This window comes from Streptomyces sp. Rer75 (assembly GCF_013414305.1).
Taxonomy (GTDB): Bacteria; Actinomycetota; Actinomycetes; order Streptomycetales; family Streptomycetaceae; genus Streptomyces; species Streptomyces himastatinicus.
Genome location: NZ_CP058693.1, coordinates 6,981,737 through 7,002,748, shown reverse-complemented (window position 1 = coordinate 7,002,748; position 21,012 = coordinate 6,981,737). Strand labels below are relative to the sequence as shown.

At 73.0% G+C, this 21,012-nt stretch carries 16 protein-coding genes; 3 read left to right on the top strand and 13 right to left on the bottom strand.

What is annotated here, in order from left to right:
* Positions 1-42 precede the first annotated feature (42 nt).
* From HYQ63_RS30215 to HYQ63_RS30200, 4 genes are all read right to left on the bottom strand, one after another.
* The gene (locus HYQ63_RS30215; protein WP_179936995.1) at positions 43-2,577 is read right to left on the bottom strand and encodes a [protein-PII] uridylyltransferase; all 2,535 of its coding nucleotides are present in this window, start codon (positions 2,575-2,577) and stop codon (positions 43-45) included.
* 101 nt (positions 2,578-2,678) lie between these two features.
* Positions 2,679-3,017: a P-II family nitrogen regulator gene (locus HYQ63_RS30210; RefSeq protein ID WP_009714745.1), complete on the bottom strand. Its 339-nt coding sequence runs from the start codon at positions 3,015-3,017 to the stop codon at positions 2,679-2,681.
* Positions 3,014-4,390 (bottom strand): ammonium transporter, encoded by a 1,377-nt coding sequence (locus HYQ63_RS30205; RefSeq protein WP_179936994.1) that lies wholly within the window; start codon positions 4,388-4,390, stop codon positions 3,014-3,016. The genes HYQ63_RS30210 and HYQ63_RS30205 overlap by 4 nt, the downstream gene beginning before the upstream one ends.
* A gap of 206 nt (positions 4,391-4,596) precedes the next feature.
* Entirely contained in the window at positions 4,597-6,099 is a 1,503-nt protein-coding gene (locus HYQ63_RS30200) for a hypothetical protein (protein ID WP_179940655.1), read from the bottom strand.
* 443 nt (positions 6,100-6,542) lie between these two features.
* Here HYQ63_RS30200 and HYQ63_RS30195 point away from each other — a divergent pair, with 443 nt between their 5' ends.
* Positions 6,543-7,214, top strand: a complete 672-nt coding sequence (locus HYQ63_RS30195; protein WP_179936993.1) for a bifunctional DNA primase/polymerase — start codon at positions 6,543-6,545, stop codon at positions 7,212-7,214.
* Positions 7,215-7,316: 102 nt separating this feature from the next.
* Here the strand turns inward: HYQ63_RS30195 and ftsY are convergent, their stop codons facing one another.
* From ftsY to HYQ63_RS30170, 5 genes are all read right to left on the bottom strand, one after another.
* Positions 7,317-8,543, bottom strand: a complete 1,227-nt coding sequence (gene ftsY / locus HYQ63_RS30190; protein ID WP_179936992.1) for a signal recognition particle-docking protein FtsY — start codon at positions 8,541-8,543, stop codon at positions 7,317-7,319.
* 46 nt (positions 8,544-8,589) lie between these two features.
* Positions 8,590-9,258 (bottom strand): response regulator transcription factor, encoded by a 669-nt coding sequence (locus HYQ63_RS30185; RefSeq protein WP_179936991.1) that lies wholly within the window; start codon positions 9,256-9,258, stop codon positions 8,590-8,592.
* The gene (locus HYQ63_RS30180; RefSeq protein WP_179936990.1) at positions 9,255-11,411 is read right to left on the bottom strand and encodes a sensor histidine kinase; all 2,157 of its coding nucleotides are present in this window, start codon (positions 11,409-11,411) and stop codon (positions 9,255-9,257) included. The genes HYQ63_RS30185 and HYQ63_RS30180 overlap by 4 nt, the downstream gene beginning before the upstream one ends.
* Position 11,412: 1 nt before the next feature.
* Positions 11,413-11,688 (bottom strand): hypothetical protein, encoded by a 276-nt coding sequence (locus tag HYQ63_RS30175; protein WP_257232246.1) that lies wholly within the window; start codon positions 11,686-11,688, stop codon positions 11,413-11,415.
* A gap of 129 nt (positions 11,689-11,817) precedes the next feature.
* Positions 11,818-12,210: a hypothetical protein gene (locus tag HYQ63_RS30170; protein ID WP_257232245.1), complete on the bottom strand. Its 393-nt coding sequence runs from the start codon at positions 12,208-12,210 to the stop codon at positions 11,818-11,820.
* Positions 12,211-12,421: 211 nt separating this feature from the next.
* Between HYQ63_RS30170 and HYQ63_RS30165 the strand changes: the two genes are divergently transcribed.
* Complete coding sequence (locus tag HYQ63_RS30165; protein ID WP_179936987.1) at positions 12,422-13,408, top strand: LLM class flavin-dependent oxidoreductase; 987 nt, start codon at positions 12,422-12,424, stop codon at positions 13,406-13,408.
* A gap of 43 nt (positions 13,409-13,451) precedes the next feature.
* On the opposite strand, the gene HYQ63_RS30160 is transcribed toward HYQ63_RS30165, so the two are convergent.
* From HYQ63_RS30160 to HYQ63_RS30145, 4 genes are all read right to left on the bottom strand, one after another.
* Positions 13,452-14,870 (bottom strand): sugar porter family MFS transporter, encoded by a 1,419-nt coding sequence (locus HYQ63_RS30160; protein WP_179936986.1) that lies wholly within the window; start codon positions 14,868-14,870, stop codon positions 13,452-13,454.
* Between the two features lie 215 nt (positions 14,871-15,085).
* Entirely contained in the window at positions 15,086-18,844 is a 3,759-nt protein-coding gene (locus HYQ63_RS30155; RefSeq protein WP_179936985.1) for an AAA family ATPase, read from the bottom strand.
* Between the two features lie 238 nt (positions 18,845-19,082).
* The gene (locus HYQ63_RS30150; RefSeq protein WP_055547295.1) at positions 19,083-19,289 is read right to left on the bottom strand and encodes a hypothetical protein; all 207 of its coding nucleotides are present in this window, start codon (positions 19,287-19,289) and stop codon (positions 19,083-19,085) included.
* A gap of 385 nt (positions 19,290-19,674) precedes the next feature.
* The gene (locus HYQ63_RS30145; protein WP_009714759.1) at positions 19,675-19,956 is read right to left on the bottom strand and encodes an acylphosphatase; all 282 of its coding nucleotides are present in this window, start codon (positions 19,954-19,956) and stop codon (positions 19,675-19,677) included.
* A gap of 156 nt (positions 19,957-20,112) precedes the next feature.
* On the opposite strand from HYQ63_RS30145, the gene HYQ63_RS30140 reads away from it, so the two are divergent.
* Positions 20,113-21,000: a CAP domain-containing protein gene (locus HYQ63_RS30140; RefSeq protein WP_179936984.1), complete on the top strand. Its 888-nt coding sequence runs from the start codon at positions 20,113-20,115 to the stop codon at positions 20,998-21,000.
* The last annotated feature ends 12 nt before the right edge of the window (positions 21,001-21,012 follow it).

Sequence of the window (21,012 nt, the reverse complement as noted above, 5' to 3'; positions counted from 1 at the left end):
GTCGATGCCGAGGCCACCGGACCGGACGACCGGCGGAATCCCCTAACGCAATGCCTGCTCTACCTCGCGGGCCACTTCCGCCGCGCGCATCGGGGCGAGTGGGGCTCCGGCGGGGTCCGTGACGTAGAACGCATCGACCGCGTTCGCGCCCAGCGTGCTGACGTGGGCGCTGCGGACCGTGACTCCGGCAGCCTCCAGGGCTCGGCCGATGCGGTGGAGGAGGCCGGGGACGTCCTGGGCGCGGACCTCGATCACGGTGGCGAGCTGGGAGCTGCCGGGCGCGACCGTGACCCGCGGTGGCGGGGCGTGGACGCCTCGGCGGCGCGGGTACTTGCGGTAGGCGGCCTCGCGCTCGGCGAGCCGGGCGACGATGTCGAGCGAGCCGTCCAGCGCCCGGAGCAGATCGTTCCGTAGCCGGGCGGCCTGCGGCAGCGAGCCGTATTCGGCGGCCACGCGCCAGCTCAGCAGCAGGACGCCTCCGGGCTCGTCCGCGCCGTCCAGCTCCGACGGCAGCTCCACGGCGCGCAGATCGGCCGCGCGGACCGTGAGCCGGTGCAGGGCCAGCACCCCGGCGGCCGCGGCCAGGACTCCGGGCTGGTCGGGGACGGCGATCAGCAGCTCGACGCCGATCGGTTCCGGTTCCGTCGCCTCATCGCTCGCCGTCCCGGCGGCCTCGCCCGGCGGCAGCGCCTCCGACCGGGCGTGGAGGGCCAGCACCGGGCCGCCGGTGCGGCACGCCTCGATCGCGAGCCGTTCCTGTTCCGCCGTGATCTGCTGCGGGCTGTCCGGGTCCGCCGCGGGCTCCCCCGCGAGGACGGCGGCGACCCGCTTGACCAGGTCGGCGACGAGCGTGCCGCGCCAGGCGCTCCACGCCGCGGGCCCGGTGGCCAGCGCGTCGGCCTCGGTGAGGGCGTGCAGCAGCTCCAGGGTGGCGGGGGCGTGGACCGCCTCGGCGACCGAGCGGACGGTGGCCGGGTCGTCCAGGTCGCGGCGGGTGGCGGTCTCGACGAGCAGCAGATGGTGGCGTACGAGGGTGGCGAGGACGGACACGTCGGCGCGGTCGAAGCCGATCCGGGTGGCCACGTCCCGGACGATCGTCTCCCCCACCACCGAGTGGTCGCCGGGCCAGCCCTTGCCGATGTCGTGCAGCAGCGCTGCGACCAGCAGCAGGTCGGGGCGGCCGACGCGGCGGCTGAGCGCGCTGGCGCGGACCGCGGTCTCGACGAGATGGCGGTCGACGGTCCAGCGGTGCACGGGGTTGCGCTGCGGGCGGCAGCGCACCCGCTCCCAGTCCGGCAGCAGCCGGGTGATCACGCCCTCGGCCTCCAGCGCCTCCCAGACCCCGACGGTGGACTCGCCCGCGCCCAGCAGGGTGACGAGTTCCTCCCGGGCCTCGGGCGGCCAGGGCACCGGCAGCGGGCGCGCGGCGGCGGCCAGCCGCCGTACGGCGTGCAGCGAGAGCGGAAGCCCGGCCTGGGCGGCGGCCGCGGCGGCCCGCAGGGGGAGCACGGGGTCGCGCTCGGGGCGCGCGGCGCGGGCGAGCACCACCTCGCCGTCCTGTTCGACGACGCCCTCGGCGAGCGGGCTGCGCTCGGCCGGGGTCTGCGCGGAGCCGGAGCCGCCGCGTCCACGGCCGCCGAGCAGTCCGCGCAGCCGCGGCCGGCTCGCCGAACGGGAGCGCAGCACCCGGTCGACCTCGCGCCAGGTGACATCGCTCGCGTACGAGATGGTCCGGGCCGACTCGTAGACCTGGCGCAGCAGGGCGTCGGCGTCCAGCAGGTCGAGCGCGGCCGCGATCTGGTCCTGTTCCTGGAGGGAGAGCCGGTCGGTGGCCCGGCCGGTGGCCAGGTGGAGCGCGTCGCGGGTGTCCAGCAGCCGGCGCCGGGCCTCGTCCAGGCCCTCGCGGGGCGCGTCGGCGAGCCAGGAGGCGGCGATGGCGCGCAGCGCGGTGGCGTCGCGCAGTCCGCCGCGGGCCTCCTTCAGGTCGGGTTCGAGCAGGAACTGGAGCTCGCCGTGGCGCTCGCCGCGCTCCTGGCACAGCTCGCGCAGTTCGGGCAGCCGCTTCGGGGCCTGGGCGCGCCAGTCGGCGAGGACGGTGGTGCGCAAGCCCGCGGTGAGGGCGGCGTCTCCCGCGAGATGGCGGGCGTCCAGCAGGCCGAGCTGGACCTTCAGGTCCTCGGCGGCGGTCTTGCGGGCCTCGTCGGGGGTGCGTACGGAGTGGTCGAGGGCCAGCCCCATGTCCCAGACGGGGTACCAGACGTGGTCGGCGAGCGCGGCGAGGGCCGCGGAGTCGGCGGAGCCGTCGTGCAGCAGGACGACGTCGAGGTCGCTGCGCGGGGAGAGTTCGCCGCGGCCGTATCCGCCGACCGCCACCAGCGCCACGCCGCCGCCGATCCCGGAGGTCTCGGCGCCGCCGCCGAGCAGCGCGGCCAGCCACTGGTCGGTGAGTCCGGCCAGCGCGCTACGGCGCGGCGGCCCGGACCGCGACTCCTCCTGGAGGAGTCGCAGCCGGGCCGCCGCGTAGCCGCCGGGGCCCGAGTCGGTGGTCTCTGTCGTTGCCTCGACGCGTTCCGTCAACTCGGCTGCTCCCTGTCAGCTGGGCGTGGGGCCGGTGGGGCCCCTCTTTTCTGGGGCTCGGTTCGCCTCGGGAGCGCCTCAGCCCCTTCGGCTCACTCGCCTCACAGGGCGTCCGGGCCCCGTTCGCCGGTCCGGACCCGGACCGCGGTGTCGACGGGGACGCTCCACACCTTGCCGTCCCCGATCTTTCCGGTGCGGGCGGCCTTGACGACGACGTCGACGAGGTCGTCGGCGTCCTCGTCCTCGGCCAGCACCTCGATGCGGACCTTGGGCACCAGGTCGACGGTGTACTCCGCGCCCCGGTAGACCTCGGTGTGGCCGCGCTGGCGCCCGTAGCCGCTGGCCTCGGTGACGGTCAGGCCCTGCACGCCGAACGCCTGGAGGGCTTCCTTGATCTCGTCGAGCCGGTGCGGCTTCACAACTGCCGTGATGAGCTTCACGCGTCCACCTTCTTCGGGTCCTTCTTCGCGTCCTTCTTCTTCGCCTCGCCGCTCGGGTGCGCGGCCGACTGGAGGCTGCCGAGGGACGTGCCGCCGCCCGCGCCCGCGAAGTCGTACGCCGTCTCGGCGTGCTCGACCTGGTCGATCCCGGCGACCTCGTCGTCCTCGTCCACCCGGAAGCCCATCACCAGGTCGACGACCTTGGCCAGGATCGCGGAGACGATCAGGGAGTAGGCGAGGACCGCGAAGGCACCGGCAGCCTGCTTGCCGAGCTGGTCGAAGGTGCCGCCGTAGAACAGGCCCTTGGCGTCGCTCTGCACCTTGCCGGTGGCGAAGAGGCCGATGAGCAGCGAGCCGATGAGGCCGCCGACCATGTGGACGCCGACGACGTCGAGCGAGTCGTCGTAGCCGAACTTGTACTTCAGGCCGACCGCCATGGCGCAGACGACACCGGAGATGATGCCGATCGCGATCGCGCCGAGCGGGCTGACCGCACCACAGGCGGGGGTGATCGCGACGAGTCCGGAGACGGCGCCGGAGGCGGCGCCCAGGGTGGTGAAGGAGCCGTGCCGGATCTTCTCGTACGCGAGCCAGCCGAGCATCGCGGAGGCGGTGGCGACCTGGGTGTTGGTGAAGGCGGCCGCGGTGACGCCGTCGGCGCCGAGCCAGGAGCCGCCGTTGAAGCCGAACCAGCCGAACCACAGCAGACCGGCGCCGAGCATGACCAGCGGCAGGCTGTGCGGCCGCATCGGGTCCTTCTTGAAGCCGACCCGCTTGCCGATGACGAGGATCACGCCGAGCGCGGCGGCGCCGGCGTTGATGTGGACGGCGGTACCACCGGCGAAGTCGATCACGCCGAGCTTGAACGCCCAGCCGTCGGCGGCCCACACCCAGTGCGCGACCGGGAAGTAGACGACCGTCGCCCACAGGGCGATGAACAGCGCCCAGGCGGTGAACTTGACGCGGTCCGCGAGGGCACCGCTGATCAGCGCCGGGGTGATGATCGCGAACATCATCTGGAACAGGGCGAAGACATAGATCGGGATGGTGTACCCGGGCCACAGCTCGGTCAGCCCGATGTTGTGCATGCCCACCCAGTCGAAGCCGCCGAACAGGTCATTGCCCTGGTCGAAGGCGACGCTGAAGCCGTACAGCACCCACAGGACGGTGACGATGCCGATGCTGATGAAGCTCATCATCAGCATGTTCAGCACGCTTTTGACGCGGACCATGCCGCCGTAGAAGAAGGCAAGGCCGGGCGTCATGATCAGGACCAGCGCGGCGCACAGCAACATGAACCCGGTGTTGGCCGCGCTGAGTGCGTCATCGGGCGTGATCTTGTCCGCGGCAAGCGTCGTGATGCCCACTGGCATCGGCGTCTCCTCGCTGTCGAAACGGCCCGGGCTGGCAATAAACAAAAGGGCCGGTATTCGCCACGAGATTGGCGCAGTGCCGTTTCAGTCGATGCCCCTCGATGTTTCGCGGCAGTGACGAAGGGCGCCAGCGTGTTACGCGCCGATGAATTGCCGGTACGGGGTCCTCCGCTCCGTTACCGTGCCGCAACCCTCCCGGGGCCGCCTCAGACGGCCCGGGGGGCGCCCCCTTCATCCGGCGAGTCGGGCAGCATGGCGACGAGCTTGTCGCTCAGCTCGGCGACCTCGGGCACGTCCCCGAAGTGCCGCACCGCGGTGTCCACGGTCTTGCGGAGGCGGTTGTTCACCCGCTCCGAGCGGATCCGCTGGGCGAGCGGCAGCGCCTTCCCGGCGACCTCCGCGCACTGCTCGGGCTGCTTCTGGAGGAGGTGGACGGTGGCCATGCCGATCAGGTTGAGCGCATACGAACGCTGGTGCCCGCCCTCACCCCCGGCGGTCTCCTCGCCGAAGAGGCGCACCGCGTTGCGCATCACCGGGTCGGCGAGCTGGGCGTAGGTGGGGCTGCGGCCCGCGACATAGGCGAGGTCGCGGTACGAGTGGGCGTTCTCCGCGTTCAGCTCGGCCTCGGAGAAGAAGCCGATCCAGTCCGGGTCGCCGTCGCCCGCGGCGCAGTCGGCGAAGGTGTCCTCGGCCATCTTGACGGCGCGGTGGCACTTGCCGGGCTGGCCCATGTTGGCGTACGCCCGGCCCTCCATCGCATACAGCATGGCCTGGGTGCGCGGGGTGGCGCTCTCCCGGCTGCCGTACTGCGCGAGGTGGATCAGCTCCAGCGCGTCGTCGGGCCGCCCGACGTGGATCATCTGGCGGCTCATGCTGGAGAGGATGTACGAGCCGAGGGGCCGGTCGCCGGACTCCTTGGCGGCGTGGAGCGCGAGGACGAAGTACTTCTGGGCGGTGGGCTGGAGCCCGATGTCGTAGCTCATCCACCCGGCCAGCTCGGCCAGCTCCCCGGCGACCTTGAACAGCCGCTTGGACACCGCCTCGGTGTGCGACTCCTGGAGCAGGTCGGTGACCTCGTGCAGCTGGCCGACCACCGCCTTGCGGCGCAGCCCGCCGCCGCACTGGGCGTCCCAGGCGCGGAACATCGTGATGGTGGACTCCAGCAGCTCCAGCTCCGGCTCGGAGAGCCGGGAGATCCGCCGTGAGCGGCCGCTGTCCGCCGCGCGCACGCCGCCGGGCGCCCCGCTCGGCGAGGGCACCAGCCAGCGCTGCATCGGCTCGATGAGGGCGGGGCCCGCGGAGAGGGCGAGGGAGGTGCCGAGGAAGCCGCGCCGGGCGAGCATGAGATCGCTGCGGGAGAACTCGCCGATCAGCGCGACGGTCTCGGGACCGGCCCAGGGAAGATCCACCCCGGACACGGACGGTGACCGGTGGGCGGGGCGCAGCCCCAGGTCCTCGATGCCGACCACACAGCCGAAGCGCTCGGAGAACAGCTCGGAAAGGATCTGCGGGATCGGCTCGCGCGGCTGCTCCCCGTCCAGCCAGCGGCGCACCCGCGAGGTGTCCGTACTGATGTGATGGGCGCCTAACTGGCGCGCCCTGCGGTTGACTTGGCGGGCCAGCTCCCCCTTCGACCAGCCGCTGCGCACAAACCACGATCCCAGCTGCGCATTGGGTCGCTTGTCAGCACCGCCGCCGCTGTCGCCCACCGGAACGCCCCCATCCCACGAATCTTCCCGGACCGCCACCAGAATGCCTTCTGTCACGGTCAGTTGTCCCCGCGATACGGCGCATCAACCGTCTGCCGCGGGAACCGGCCCTTGCCAGTGGCAAGTACCGGACCGCGACCGGGCGAGTGCTCGCAACCGGGGATCGTGCACCGAAAGTAATCCTACGATCACGCCCCTTGGGAGGTGGATCGGGAAAACGCCACCATTCGCCACCCCTTCGAATGAACCCCATCACCGATTCGCACGATTCACTTGACACGGAGCGACCGGAAGAACGCGAAGAGGTGCACAGCGGGGCGCATGCGCCGTTCCGCACCACCCGTTACACCGCGACACACCACCTGCCGCACCACATCGGCGACGGAGCGTCATCGGCGCGCTCCGGCTCGTAACCATCGAGAGCGCGACCCGTTGGAGGGGGCATGGGCTTCACGATCGGCGGCATCCGGGAGATGCGGTCCGGCTCACGGCGCCGCGGCCGTACGTCCGAGTCCACCACGGTGGCGGAGTACACCGGGCTGTGGGGCTGGGACGTGGTGCCGGGCGCCCGGGCCACGCGCGGCACGGGCGGCAGCAGAAACGAATGCTCCTGCGGTGCTGCCGACTGCCCCGCCCCCGGCGCCCATCCGCTCGGCTTCGCCTCCGGCGTGCCCGCGGGCGCCACGCTCGACGCCGCCGCGGCGGCGTGGGAGGAGGTCCCGGGCGCGGCCGTCCTGCTGCCCGTGGGCCGGTCGTTCGACGTCCTGGAAGTGGCCGAGTACGCGGGGCGGCACGCCCTGGTGCGGCTGGAGCGGATGGGCCTGCCGCTCGGCCCGGTGGCCGTCACCCCGCACGGGCGCGCCCAGTTCTTCGTCGCGCCGGGGGCCGCCGACGAACTCCCCGAGCTGCTCTACCGCATGGGCTGGGACGACGCCGACCTCGATCTGCGCTGTCTCGGCAAGGGCGACCACATCACCGCGCCGCCCTCCGACCTCGGGGGCCTGGGGCCGGTGCGCTGGCTGCGCCCGCCGACCCTCGACACCGCGGGGCAGCCGCCGCACGCCCGGCTGGTGCTGGGCACCCTCGCCTACGCGAGCCACCGGGCCGGGGCCTGACGCCCCGCGACGGTTCGCCGAAACGCCGGTTCGCCGAAACGCCGGACGGGCTTGAATCGTCCATCGATTCAAGCCCGTCCGGCGATGAGGGAAGAGACCGGATCAGTCGCCGATCAGCGCGTCGACGAACGCCTCCGGCTCGAACGGCGCCAGATCGTCCGCGCCCTCGCCCAGCCCGATCAGCTTGACCGGTACGCCCAGTTCGCGCTGGACCGCGACCACGATGCCGCCCTTGGCGGTGCCGTCCAGCTTGGTGAGCACGATGCCGGTGATGTCCACCACCTCGCGGAAGACCCGCGCCTGCACCAGGCCGTTCTGCCCGGTGGTGGCGTCGAGCACGAGCAGCACCTCGTCCACCGTGCCGTGCTTCTCCACGACCCGCTTGACCTTGCCCAGCTCGTCCATCAGACCGGTCTTGGTGTGCAGCCGCCCGGCGGTGTCGATGAGCACCGCGTCCGCGGACTCGGCGATGCCCTCCTTCACCGCGTCGAAGCCGACCGACGCCGGGTCGCCGCCCTCGGGGCCGCGGACCGTACGGGCGCCGACCCGCTCGCCCCAGGTCTGGAGCTGATCGGCGGCGGCCGCCCGGAAGGTGTCCGCCGCGCCCAGCACGACCGACTTGCCGTCGGCCACCAGGACCCGGGCGAGCTTGCCGGTGGTGGTGGTCTTGCCGGTGCCGTTGACCCCGACGACCATGACGACGCCCGGCTTCTCCTCGCCGTTCGCCCCCACCCCGCCCTCGGTGTGCACGGTGCGGTCGGCCTCGGTGCCGACGAGGTGCAGCAGCTCCTCGCGCAGCAGCCCCCGCAGCTCCTCGGGGGTGCGGGTGCCGAGCACCTTGACCCGCTCGCGCAGCCGCTCGACCAGCTCCTGGGTCGGGGCGACGCCGACGTCGGCGGTCAGCAGCGTGTCCTCGATCTCCTCCCACGTGTCGTCGTCGAGGTGCTCACGCGAGAGCAGCGTCAGCAGCCCCTTGCCCAGGGTCGTCTGGGACCGGGACAGCCGGGCGCGCAGCCGGACCAGCCGGCCGGCGGTCGGCTCGGGAACCTCGACCGGCGGGGCCTCCGGCACGGCGGGGGCGGCGGCCTCCGCGGGCGCGGCCGGTGCCTCGGTGACGGGCAGGTCCACCTCTTCGATGGTTCTGCGCGGCTCCTCGCGCGGGGTTTCGGCCTCCTCGCCGACGTGCGGTTCGGCGGGCGGCGCGGTGACGGACGGGCTGCTCGGCGGTGTCGGGGGCAGCTGCTTCTTCTTGCGGCTGCTGATCACAAGCCCGCTGATCGCGCCGAGCGCGACCACAGCGATGACTACAGCAAGGATGACGAATTCCATAACCCACCCAGTATCAGACACATGGCGGAGGGAGTCATTCGCCTCGTCATTCGCCTCCGAGCCCGGCCTCGCGGGCCCGGACGATCGCCTGGGCCCGGTCGTGCACCTGGAGCTTGGCGAAGATCGAGCCGACGTGGTTGCGCACGGTCTTGTCGGTGACCACCAGCCGCTGGGCGATCTGGCGGTAGCCGAGCCCGCCCGCGAGCAGGTCCAGCACCTCCCGTTCGCGCGCGGTGAGGGTCGGGAACGCCTCCTTGGCCGACGCCGCGCCGGAGGCGCCCAGCAGCACCCCGAGCCGCTCCGCCATGCGCGGGCTGAAGACGGCGCCGCCGCGCGCCACGGTGTGCAGGGCGCGCAGGATCTCGTCCCGGCCCGCGCCCTTGAGGAGATAGCCGCGGGCCCCGGCGCGTACGGCGGCCAGCAGGCTGTCGTCGTCCTCGGACATCGTCATGACCATCACCCGCGCCCCGGGGCGGGCGCACAGGATCCGCCGGGTGGCCTCCAGACCGGACCGGCCGGGCAGCCCGAGGTCCATGACCACCAGATCGGGTGCGGCGCGCCCGGCCTCGTCGACCGCCTCGTCCGCGCAGGCCGCCTGGCCGACGACGGTGAAGGCGTCGTCCAGGTTGAGGGCGGCGGCCAGGCCTTCGCGGAAGAGGGGATGGTCGTCGACGAGCAGCACGCGCCACTGCGCGGCGCCCACCGGCGCCGTCACGGGGCGGGCGTCCTCTCCCTGGGCATGTCCCTGGGCTTGGCCTCGGTGATGAGCGTCGTACAGGACCGGCATCCGGTGTGCTCCAGGTGTTCTTCGGGGTCCTCGTTCTCCCCGGGGCCGGCGAGCGGCAGCACCGCGTGCACCACGGTGCCGGTGGCGGAGCCGATGACCGAGCAGGAGCCGCCGATCTCCTCGGCCCGCTCCCGGACCGAGGCCAGCCCGACGCCGCGCACCGCGGTCTCCGGCAGTCCGCTGCCGTCGTCGGTGATCGTGATGTCGAGGGTGTCGAGGGTGTCGGGGTCGGTGGCCAGTTCCACCCGGACCTGGCGGGCCCGGGCGTGTCGTACGGCGTTGGTGAGCGACTCGGCCGCGATCCGGTACGCCGCGGTCTCCACGCCCGGCGACAGCGGGGGCAGGACGGCGGGACGGCTGGCCACGCTCACCCGCAGGCCGTCCACGCCCAGCCGCCGCGCCAGTTCCCGCACCGCACCGGCGAGGCCGCGCTCGGCGAGGGCGGCCGGGGCGAGCCCGGCGGTGATGCGGCGCACCTCGACCAGGGCCTCGGCGAGCGTTTCTGCGGCCTCGGAGAGCTGGACGCAGGCCGGGTGGCCGGGCGGGCAGGAGGTCTGGGCGATGTCCAGGCGCAGCCGCACGGCGGCGAGTTGGGGTCCGAGGCCGTCGTGGATCTCCCGGCGCAGCCGTCGCCGCTCCTGTTCGCGGGCGAGCACCAGCCGCTCGCGGGCGGCCTGCGCCTCCTCGGCCAGCCGCAGCGCGGCGAGCGCGGGGGCGGCCTGGTCGGCGAGGAGGGACAGCAGCCCGCTGTCGCGCTCGGCGGGGGTGCCGGAGCCGTCGCGGGAGACTTCGAGGCGGCCGACGGTGCGGCCGTGGTGGCGCAGCGGATAGGTCTGGACGCGGCCGGTGAGCGGTGCCCCGGCGTCGGCCAGCCGCCGGGGCCCGGCCCGGGTGTCGACGCTGACGGCCGCGCCGGAGACGCCGAGGTCCTCCACGGCGCTGCGGCAGATCTGCTGGGGCACCTCGCCCGGGTGCGGGGCCTGCTGGAGGCGTACGGCCAGGGCGCTGACGGCTTCGTGCGGCCGGGCCCGGGGCCCGTAGAAGGCGCGCTCGACGCGGAGGGTGAGCCAGCGGGCGGACGGCCGCAGGGCCCAGCCCAGCAGCAGGGCGCCGCCGACGGCAGTGACGGTGGTCCCGTTGCGTACGGAGGGGAGCCCGGCCTGTACGGCGACGGCGGCGCAGACGACGACGGCCGCGAGCGAGGTGAGGACGAAGGCGCGGGCGAGCCGGTGGCTGGTGGAGCGGTCGAGCCGCCAGATCCCGGTGCGGGCGACGCCCAGGCAGATGGCGGCCGCCCAGACCGCGCTGCCGAGGGTGCGGGCCGCGATGGTGGGCATGCCCTCGCCCCACTCCGACAGCAGGAGGGAGACGCAGGCGGGGTAGGCGGCGGCCAGCAGGGCCCAGTCGCGCCGCTCGGCGCCGCCGGAGACGGCGGCGCGGCAGCACAGGGAGGCCGTGACGGCGAGCGCCACGGTGCGCAGCACCCAGGGCTCCGCCTCGCCGTAGATGTCGAGGTGGTCGAAGGCCCATTGGCCGCCGGTGGTGTGGAAGGCGGGGTTGGTGACGGCGCCGACGCGTGGCTCGCTGATCAGCCACAGCGCGGCGTATCCGAGCCAGTAGGCGGATGCGGCGGCGCTCATGACCCACCAGTGCCAGCGCCCCTTGGCGCCGCGGGGGAAGAGCCACAGCGGCAGCAGCAGGACGGTCAGGGGGCGGCAGACCATGGCGGCCACCGCGAGCAGCAGGGACACGGCGGCCCCGACCGGTCCGAGCCCGGCGGGCCCCAGCAGGTCGGCGACGGCGGAGGGCAGCAGCCACAGGGCGCCCGCCACCAGCAGCACTCCGCCGTAGCGCCGGGCGGACCGCTCGGCGAGCAGCAGGACGCCGACGCCGAGCACCGGGACGCCCACGGCCACCGAGGTGAGGGCCGCGGTGCCGCGCAGGCGGGTGGAGGACAGGGCGAGCCACTCGTCGTTGACCCGCAGCAGACCGGCGAGCCAGCCGGCCAGCACCACGACGAACAGCGCCGACACCCCGCCCGCGGCCTGCACGGCACGGTCTTTCGGAAGGGCGTGCCGCATGTCAGCCGGCGGTCGGCCCGGCGAGCCGGACGCCGCTGCCCCGGACCCACAGCGTGACGTAGTTGGCGCTGCGGCCGGGGCGGCACTTGTACTCGTCCCACTTGTTCTTCTCCACCCCGGCCTCCCCGGCCTTACGGCAGGCGCCTTGGGTGTCGAAGTGTCCTTCCTCGCGCCAGCCGCCTCCGGACGCGGTGGCGGGCGAGGCTCCGGCGGTCCACATGACGGTTCCCGCGAGCAGGCCGAGCGCCGTGGTGGCGCGGATTCGGGAAAGTCGCATCTTCAACCTCCTGGTACTCGCCCGTGCCTTACCCCGCCTCACGGCTGTGAAGTGCGCGGACGCCATGCCCCACCCGAACCGGTGACCCGCCCGCACCCGCGTTCCGGTGGCGCGTTCACCCTTTCCGGTTCACCACACCTGGAAGAGGATCGCGATGGCGATCGACTCGGCCTCGTCGTAGGGGATTCCGAACCGCATCAGGGTGAGCATGACGGGCTGCGCGGCCCAGATGTCCAGCGTGTCCAGGTAGTTGGCGAGCCGGTGGGCGTAGCGGCGCACCATGGCGGTCTCGCGCGGGGTGAGCCGCCCGAGCACCTTGGCGAGGAGGTCGCCGCCGTGGCGCAGCGCGGTGACCATCAGCCGCTGGCGGATGCGCTGGGCCTCGGCGGGGGTGAGTCGGCCCGCGAAGAGCGCGTCCCTCGCGGCCTCCAGTTCCCGGGTGTCGCCCGCGCCGAGCCGGACCCGGCCGACCAGGTCGTCGATGTCGGATGTGGTGATGAGCGTTTCCCCCGTGCTGATCATGCGCCCCTCCTCGGGTGATGGTGCGTTTCCCGGGCCCTTGCCGGTCGGATCGCCTCCGGGCCCAGGATGACGATCCCCCGCCCCGCGTCCCAGGCGCATGAGTCATCCGTCCCGGCTCCGCCCGGTACCGCACGGTGGCGATTTGACGCACCGTCAGCTACGGTCCGGTGGCCCGCTCACGCCCGCCCGCGACGAAGGGGGACCCTCCGCCATGGCCGTCACGGTCGTACGCCTCAACCTCGTCGATCCCGCCGCCACTCCGCGTTCGCTGGCCGAGCGGTACCGCGCCGCCGTCGAGATGGCCGCCTACGCCGACGAACGGGGCATCTCCACCGTCCAGACCGAGGAGCACCACGGCGCCGCGAACGGCTGGCTGCCCGCGCCGCTGGTCTTCGCGGGCACGGTGCTCGGCGCCACCCGCCGGATCTCGGTGACCGTCTCCGCGCTGATCACGCCGCTGTACGACCCGCTGCGGCTGGCCGAGGACATCGCGGTGCTCGACCTGGCCAGCGGCGGCCGGCTGGTCACGGTGGCCGGGATCGGCTACCGGCCGGAGGAGTACGCGGCGCTCGGCAGGGACTGGCAGGGGCGCGGCGCGCTCCAGGACGAGGCGCTGGAGACGCTGCTCGCCGCGTGGACGGGCGAGCCGTTCGCGTACCGGGGCCGCACGGTGCGGGTCACCCCGCGCCCGCACACCCAGCCGCATCCGCTGCTGCTGGTCGGCGGCAGCTCGAAGGCCGCGGCCCGCCGCGCGGCCCGGCTGGGCCTGCCGTTCTTCCCGAGCGCTCATCTGCCGGAGCTGGAGGGCTACTACCACGCGCGGCGCATGGAGTACGGCACCGAGGGCTGGTGCCTGATGCCCCCCGCGGTCACCCCGCTGCTGCACATCGCCGAGGACCCGGACCGGGCCTGGGCGCTGTACGGGACGCATCTGCTGCACGAGGCGCGCACCTACGCGTCCTGGCAGTCGGGCGCGGTGCGCTCGGCGGTCCGCTCGCACGCCGCGGACGCCGGGGCGCTGCGCCGCGAGGGCGTGTACCGGATCGTCACGCCCGAGGAGTGCGTGGCGTACGCGCACCAGGGCGGCGAGCAGGCGAGCCTGGTGCTGCATCCGCTGTGCGGCGGGATGCCGGTCGAGGAGGGCTGGCGCAGTCTGCGGCTGTTCGCGGAACGAGTGCTGCCCCGCCTCAAGGAATGAGGCGGGGCAGTTCTCTTGGAGTGAGGAGTGGGCGGCGGGGGGTTTAGCCCATCTCCTCCAACGCCTTGCCCTTGGTCTCCGGCACCCACTTGAGGATGAACGGGATCGAGAGCACGGCGAAGGCCGTGTACAGGATGTAGGTCCCGGACAGGTTCCAGTCCGACAGGCTCGGGAAGCTGGCGGTGATGGCCCAGTTGGCGATCCACTGGGCGGAGGCGGCGACGCCCAGGGCGGCGGCGCGGATCTTGTTCGGGAACATCTCGCCGAGCAGCACCCAGACCACCACGCCCCAGGAGAGTGCGAAGAAGAGCACGAAGGCGTGGGCCGCGACCAGCGCCACGACGCCCTGGGTGTGCGGAAGCTTGCCGTCCACCAGGTTCGCGGAGAACGCCCAGGCCACCAGCGCGAGCGCGACCGCCATACCGACGGAGCCGATGAGCGCGAGCGGCTTACGGCCGATCTTGTCGACGAAGACCATCGCGATCACGGTGCCGAGGATGTTGATGATCGACGTGGTGAAGGAGTAGAAGAACGAGCTGCTCGGGTCGACGCCGACGGACTGCCACAGCGTCGAGGAGTAGTAGAAGGCCACGTTGATGCCGACGAGCTGCTGGAAGACCGAAAGACCGACGCCGATCCAGACGACCGGCAGCAGCCCGAACCGTCCGCCGAGCAGGTCCTTGAAGGTGGACTTGTGCTCGCTGCGCATCGCCTGCTCGATCTCGTCCGCCCGGACGTCCAGGTCGACGGTCTTGCCCTCGACCTCCCTCAGGACCTCCTTGGCCCGGTCGATCCGGCCGACCGAGATCAGGAAGCGGGGGGACTCGGGGATGGCGAAGGACAGCAGCCCGTACAGGACGGCCGGGATGACCATGACCCCGAGCATCCACTGCCAGGCCTCCAGCCCGGCGATCTTGCCGCGCTGGTCGCCGTCGGCGAGGTTGAGGATGCCCCAGTTGACGAGCTGGGAGACGGCGATGCCGATGACGATCGCGGCCTGCTGGAAGGAGGCGAGCCGGCCGCGGTACGCGGGCGGGGCGACCTCGGCGATGTAGGCCGGGCCGATCACGGACGCCATGCCGATGCCGATGCCGCCGAGCACCCGCCACATGGCCAGGTCCCACAGGGCGAAGGGCAGGGCCGAGCCGACCGCGCTGACGGTGAACAGCACGGCGGCGATCTGCATGACGCGGATCCGGCCGATCCGGTCGGCTATCCGGCCCGCGGTGGCCGCGCCGATCGCCGAACCGATCAGCGCGATGGCGACGACCTGGGCGAGGGCCGCGGACCCGATGTCGTACCGGCCGCGGATGGCTTCGACCGCTCCGTTGATCACCGAGCTGTCGTAGCCGAAGAGAAAGCCGCCCATTGCGGCGGCCGCGGTGATGAAGATGACGTGGCCGAGATGGTCCGGCTGGGCCTTACGGCCTTCGGACCCCTGTGCCTGCACGGTGGTGGTCAACGTGAACTCCTGTGGCCCGCCCGGCAACGCTGCCGGACGTGGTGGGGCAAACCCTTCCGGTGGAGGCGAGCCGTGTGAGGTCGGCCACCACTTAAAGGTAAAAGCGACGTTGCAGAGACTATTCCTTCAAGTTTCGAAGTCAATAGGTGGTGGCCAAGAAGTTATGCGCCACTACATCGCACGCTTTGCACCATTGACTTCAAGTATTGAAGCGGTCACCGCAGGCGTTGACTAATGACCTTCGACACCCCGTCGCCCTGCATCGAGACGCCGTACAGCGCGTCCGCGACCTCCATCGTCCGCTTCTGGTGAGTGATCACGATCAGCTGGGACGACTCCTGGAGCTCCTCCATGATCCGGATCAGCCGCTGGAGGTTGGTGTCGTCCAGCGCCGCCTCGACCTCGTCCATCACATAGAACGGACTCGGCCGCGCCTTGAAGATCGACACCAGCAGCGCCACGGCCGTCAGCGAGCGCTCCCCACCGGACAGCAGGGACAGCCGCTTGACCTTCTTGCCCGGCGGCCGCGCCTCCACGTCCACCCCCGTGGTCAGCATGTTGTCCGGGTCGGTGAGCACCAGCCGCCCCTCCCCGCCCGGGAAGAGCCGCGAGAAGACCCCCTCGAACTCGCGCGCGGTGTCCCGGTACGCCTCCGTGAACACCTGCTCGACCCGCTCGTCGACCTCCTTGACCACCTGGAGGAGGTCCGCGCGCGTCTTCTTCAGGTCCTCCAGCTGCTCGCTCAGGAACTGATGCCGCTCCTCCAGCGCCGCGAACTCCTCCAGCGCCAGCGGATTGACCTTGCCCAGCTGCTGGTACGCCCGCTCGGCGGCCTTCAGCCGCTTCTCCTGCTGCGCCCGGACGTAGGGCACCGGGCGGTTGCGCGGGTGCTCGCCCGCGGCGGAGCCGCTATCGGACGCAGTGTCCGGCAGCTCCTCCCCTTCCGCAGGAAGGGACGGCGGTACGAGCTGGTCGGGGCCGTACTCGGCGATCAGCCCGGCCGGCTCCACGCCCAGCTCCTCCAGCGCCTTCGACTCCAGCTGCTCGATCCGCATCCGCTTCTCGGCACCCAGCACCTCGCCCCGGTGCACCGAATCGGTCAGCTTGTCCAGCTCGCCCTTGAGGTCACGGCCCCGGTTCCGCGCGGTCTCCAGCTCGGTTTCGCGTTCGGCCTTGGCGCGCTCGGCGGCGTCCCGCTCCTCGGCCGCCCGTACGAGCGACACCTCCACATGCGCGAGCAGCTGCCGGGACCCGGCCGCCACCGCCGACGCCACCTGCGCCTCCTGGCGCAGCCGGGCGCGGCGCTGTTCGGCGCGCGCCCGCGCCTCGCGCTCGGCGCGCGCGCCCCGGTCGAGCGCGTCGGCCCGCCCCGCGAGCCCCTTCACGCGCTCCTCATGCGTACGGGCCTGGAGCCGCGCCTCCATCTCGGTCTGCCGCGCGTTGGCGCCGTCCGCGGCGAGCCGGTCCCGTACGGAGGTGTCCGGCTCCTCCTCGCCCGGCTGCTCCTCGGCCACGGCCAGCCGCTCGGCCAGCTCCTCGGCCTCCTCGGTCGCCTTCTCCAGCGCCTCCTCGGCCCGAGCGGCGGCCGCGGCCGACCGCTCCGCCTCCCCCGCCGCGCCCCGGGCCTGCCCGGACAGCCGCCCGAGCGACTGTGCGACCTGCGACTTCTCCCGGTCGGCCGCGCTGCGCCGGGCCGCCAGCTCGTCCACCAGCGCCGCGCACTCGGTACGCCGCTCCTTCGCCGCGCGCTGCGCCCCGGCCAGCTCCTCGCACCGTACGGCCAGCTCCTCCAGCTCCGCCGCCGCCTCGTCGACCGACGCCTGCACCTCCAGCAGGGTGGGCGCCCCGGCGGACCCGCCCTGCGCGAAGTGCGCCCCGAGCAGGTCGCCGTCGGCGGTGACCGCGGTCAACTCGGGGTGAGCCCGGACGAGTTCCTCGGCCTCCTCCAGCGTCCCCACCGCCACGATGCCGTCGAGCAGCCGCCGCACGGCCCCCACCAGCCCGGCGGGCCCGTCCACCAATTCCCCCACCCGCGGCGGACCGTCGACGGCAACGGGCGCCCCCGGCACGTCGCCGGGTGTCCGCGTGCCCGGCACGGCGGCAGCGGCGGCGCCCGATCCCCCACCGCCCGCCTCGGGCACCGCAGCGTGGGCCCGGCCCCCTGCGGCCGTGGCGACGTCGGCGGCCTGGCCGGACGGCTCACCGGCAGCGCCGGAGGCCGCATCGGCACCGGGCGTCCGCGTGCCCGGGACCGCGGGGGCGCCCAGGAGCAAGGCGGCGCGGCCCGCGTCTTCGGTGCGGAGGTGGCGGATCGCCTCGGCGGCGGCCGTGGGGTCGGTGACGGCGATCGCGTCGGCGGCGGCGCCCAGGGCCGCGGCGACCGGGACCTCGAAGCCGGGGCTGACGGTCAGCAGTTCGGCGGCCGGGCCGAGCAGGCCGGTGAGGCGGTCGGCCGCGGCCATCAGCGCGCCGGTGCCGTCCTTGCGGCGCAGGCCGAGCGCCAGGGCATCGTGCCGGGCGGCGGTCGCGGCGCGGTCCCGTTCGGCGGCGGTGGCGGCCTCGCGGGCCGCGCTCAGCGCCGTCTCCGCCTCGGACAGCTCCTGCTTGGCGGCCTCATGGCGCTCCGCCAGTTCCGCGTCGTCCGCGTCCAGTCCGTCGACCTCGGCCTTGAGCTGTTCGTACTCCTCCTGCGCGGCGGCGGCGCGGGCCTGGGCCTCGTCGCGGGCGGCGGCCAGGCGTTCGATCTCGGCGCGGGCCGAAGCGGCGCGGCCGCGGGCGGCGTTGACCTGGCCCTGGAGCCGGGCGAGCCCCTCGCGGCGATCGGCGATGGCACGGGCCACGTCCTTCAGCCGGCGCTCCTCCTGCGCCAGGCTCCGTTCGAGTTCCGCGCGGTGCGCGACGGTGTCGTCCAGGGCGCGGCTGGCCGCCTCCAGGGCGGCTTCCAGCTCGGCTTCCTGTTCCCGGATGCGGGCCGCCTCGCGCTCCATGTCCTCGGGGTCGCGGCCGCGCCGCTCCTCGGCGGGGGCGGTGGTCGCGCTCTTGACCCGGGCGTCGGCCAGGCTGACCGTGCCGCGCACCCGCTCGGCGAGCTGGGACAGCTCGTACCAGGTCTCCTGGGCGTCGCGCAGCCGCGGTGCGAGCTGCCGCACGTGTTCCTCGAGGGCGGCCTCGCGCCGCTGGGCGGTGCGCAGCTCGGCCTCGGTGGCCTCCTTGCGCTTCTTCAGCTCGGCCTCGTCGGCGACCTCGGCACGCAGCGCCTCGCGCAGGGTGACCAGGTCGTCGGCGAGCAGCCGCAGCCGGGCGTCGCGCAGATCGGCCTGGATGACGGCGGCACGGCGGGCGACCGCGGCCTGTCGGCCGAGGGGTTTGAGCTGCCGCCGCAGCTCGTCGGTGAGGTCCTGGACCCGGGCCAGGTTGGCCTGCATCGCGTCCAGCTTCCGCAGCGCCTTCTCCTTGCGCCTGCGGTGCTTCAGGACGCCCGCGGCCTCCTCGATGAAGGCCCGGCGGCCGGTCGGGTCGGCGTGCAGGACGCCGTCGAGCTGGCCCTGGCCGACGATGACGTGCATCTCGCGGCCGATGCCGGAATCGGACAGCAGTTCCTGGATGTCCAGCAGACGGCAGGTGTCGCCGTTGATCTGGTACTCGCTGCCGCCGTTGCGGAACATGATCCGCGTGATGGTGACTTCGGCGTAGTCGATGGGCAGCGCGCCATCGGCGTTGTCGATGGTGAGGGAGACCTCGGCGCGGCCGAGCGGGGGGCGGCCGGTGGTCCCGGCGAAGATGACGTCCTCCATCTTGCCGCCGCGCAGCGACTTGGCGCCCTGCTCCCCCATGACCCAGGAGAGGGCGTCCACGACATTGGACTTGCCCGACCCGTTGGGGCCGACGACGCAGGTGATACCCGGCTCGAAGCGGAGCGTCGTGGCGGAGGCGAAGGACTTGAAGCCTCGCAGGGTCAGGCTCTTCAGGTGCACGCCGTTGGACTCTACCTTCCGGGCCTCGTCCGGCAGCGTCCCGAACGCGTGGCGCCGCGGACCCGCCCCGGCTTTTTCCCGCTTTCCTCAAAGATCGGTTTCACCGGCGAGGGGGTGGGGCACATCAGTCGGTAAGAGAAAGCCAAAGGTACGCGGGGGAACGACGAAGGGACGCCGAGGCGTCCCTTGAAGATTCTCAAGCGGCTGACGGTGCAGCCCGACCGGCCCGAGGGCTGGGTCAGGCGAGCGCAGGCTCCGCCTGGGATACGTCGATGCTTTCGAGCAGCGAGTCGCCGTGACGAGCGGCGGCGGACAGCGCGTCGTTTTCGGCCTGGATCCGAACAAGCTCGGATTCAAGATCCTGAACGCGCTGCTGAAGCCGTCGCATCTCGGCGAGGACTCGGGGGTCGGAGCCGCCGACGTAACCGAGAAGCGCCTTTGCCATGATGGATGGTCCTCCACACTGAGTGACCGACCGAAGCGGTGTGGGTCGTGAGGGATTCGCACCCGCGATGTCCGCCGATATTGCCGTGCTGAGGTGGCGGACAAGTTAAGGTGCGCGGGGACTTCCAGAGTCTCACCAATTGGTTTGAGGGTCAACACGATCACATGCCGCCGGCACCGCGAGGGCCGAGAGCACAAGGGGGCACGAGCTGCGCCGCCCGCTCTCCAGAGGACCCGTAGCGGTTGGGGATCTTCCTACGCTCCGCAGCCTTCCACGGAGCGGCTCCGTTCGCAACCATCAGCCGATTTCTGCTCACAGCGCGCACGGAAGGCGTGGTCAGAGGGGTGCCGGAAGAGGGCCGACCGGGGGTCCCGCGGGCACCGGCTCAGCGGATCTCGAAGCTGTCGTAGGCGCCCCGCGGTGTGTCCCAGATCTCGGTGACACCGTCGACCCGCCCGGGCGTGTCGCCCTCCCGCAACCAGTCGAGCAGCTGTTCGCACTCCGCACGCGGGCCCTCCGCGACGACCTGTACGCGGCCGTCGGAGAGGTTGGAGGCGAACCCGGCGAGGCCGCCGATGCGCAGCGCGTTGGCCCGGGTGAACCAGCGGAAGCCGACGCCCTGGACACGGCCGCGGACCCACGCGGTGAGGCGCACGTTGTCGTTCATGTGTGCACGCTAACCGGCGAATTGGCGCCTCGGCACATCTACCTCCTGCCGCATGGCGTACAGTCCCGGCTCAACAAGACTCACTCACACGAGTGACACATGAGTTGCCCACACGAGCCACACATTTGACTCCCTCGCACACAAGGAAGGCAGGAGATGGGCCGCCATCGACGATCTGCCCCCGGAGCCGCGACGCCGCCCGTGGTGGGCGCCGGCCGCCACCGGGGACCGCGCCGTAGCCCTCTCGCACCGGTGAGGACCGGGCTGTTGAGTGTGTCCGCCGCGGTCGCGGTGGGCGCTGTGGCCATGGCCTCCGGCTTAGTTCCGGGCGGCCCCTCGGGTCTCGGCGGCAGCGAACCCGCCGGGCAGGTACAGGCGGGCGGGTCGCCCTCCACCGGCCCGGACACCCAGGGCCCGGGCGCCGGGATCCCGTCGGCCGGTCCGGGGACGTCGACGAGCCCCGCTGAGACCAGCCCGCAGGCGCCGTCCACGCCCCCCTCCAAGACCCCCTCGAAGCCCGCCGGAACGCCGTCCACGACCCCGGACGAGCGCCCGTCCGGCAGCAAGCCCGGCAGCCCCTCGGGCGGCGGCTCGGGCTCGACCACACCGTCCCGTACGCCCACGACCGACCCGGTGCCCAGCCTTCCGCCGGAGAAGCCCGACCGGGCGGCGGCGGCCGAGAAGGCGGTCATCGCACTGGTGAACCAGGAGCGGGCCGCGGCCGGCTGCCAGCCGGTGACCGAGGACCGGAAACTCGCCCAGCTGGCGCAGGACTTCAGCGACGACATGGCGATACGCGACTTCTTCGACCACACCAGCCCGGACGGCGAGGACCCCTGGGACCGCGCCAAGCTCGCGGGCATCCTGGACCTGGGCGGGGAGAACATCGGCCGCGGCCAGACCACCGCGCAGGACGTCATGGACTCGTGGATGGACAGCCCCGACCACCGCGCGAACATCCTCAACTGCCAGTACAAGACCCTCGGCGTCGGCGCGCACTTCGGCGACGACGGCCCCTGGTGGACCCAGGACTTCGGCTACTAGGACGAGCGCCGG

What these genes read in the sequence shown, in the direction of transcription:
- HYQ63_RS30180 (WP_179936990.1), bottom strand. Translation starts at nt 11,411, where the DNA reads ATGCGGCACGCCCTTCCGAAAGACCGTGCCGTGCAGGCCGCGGGCGGG.
- HYQ63_RS30150 (WP_055547295.1), bottom strand. Translation starts at nt 19,289, where the DNA reads ATGGCAAAGGCGCTTCTCGGTTACGTCGGCGGCTCCGACCCCCGAGTC.
- HYQ63_RS30145 (WP_009714759.1), bottom strand. Translation starts at nt 19,956, where the DNA reads ATGAACGACAACGTGCGCCTCACCGCGTGGGTCCGCGGCCGTGTCCAG.
- HYQ63_RS30170 (WP_257232245.1), bottom strand. Translation starts at nt 12,210, where the DNA reads ATGATCAGCACGGGGGAAACGCTCATCACCACATCCGACATCGACGAC.
- HYQ63_RS30205 (WP_179936994.1), bottom strand. Translation starts at nt 4,390, where the DNA reads ATGCCAGTGGGCATCACGACGCTTGCCGCGGACAAGATCACGCCCGAT.
- ftsY (WP_179936992.1), bottom strand. Translation starts at nt 8,543, where the DNA reads ATGGAATTCGTCATCCTTGCTGTAGTCATCGCTGTGGTCGCGCTCGGC.
- HYQ63_RS30140 (WP_179936984.1), top strand. Translation starts at nt 20,113, where the DNA reads ATGGGCCGCCATCGACGATCTGCCCCCGGAGCCGCGACGCCGCCCGTG.
- HYQ63_RS30195 (WP_179936993.1), top strand. Translation starts at nt 6,543, where the DNA reads ATGGGCTTCACGATCGGCGGCATCCGGGAGATGCGGTCCGGCTCACGG.
- HYQ63_RS30165 (WP_179936987.1), top strand. Translation starts at nt 12,422, where the DNA reads ATGGCCGTCACGGTCGTACGCCTCAACCTCGTCGATCCCGCCGCCACT.
- HYQ63_RS30175 (WP_257232246.1), bottom strand. Translation starts at nt 11,688, where the DNA reads ATGCGACTTTCCCGAATCCGCGCCACCACGGCGCTCGGCCTGCTCGCG.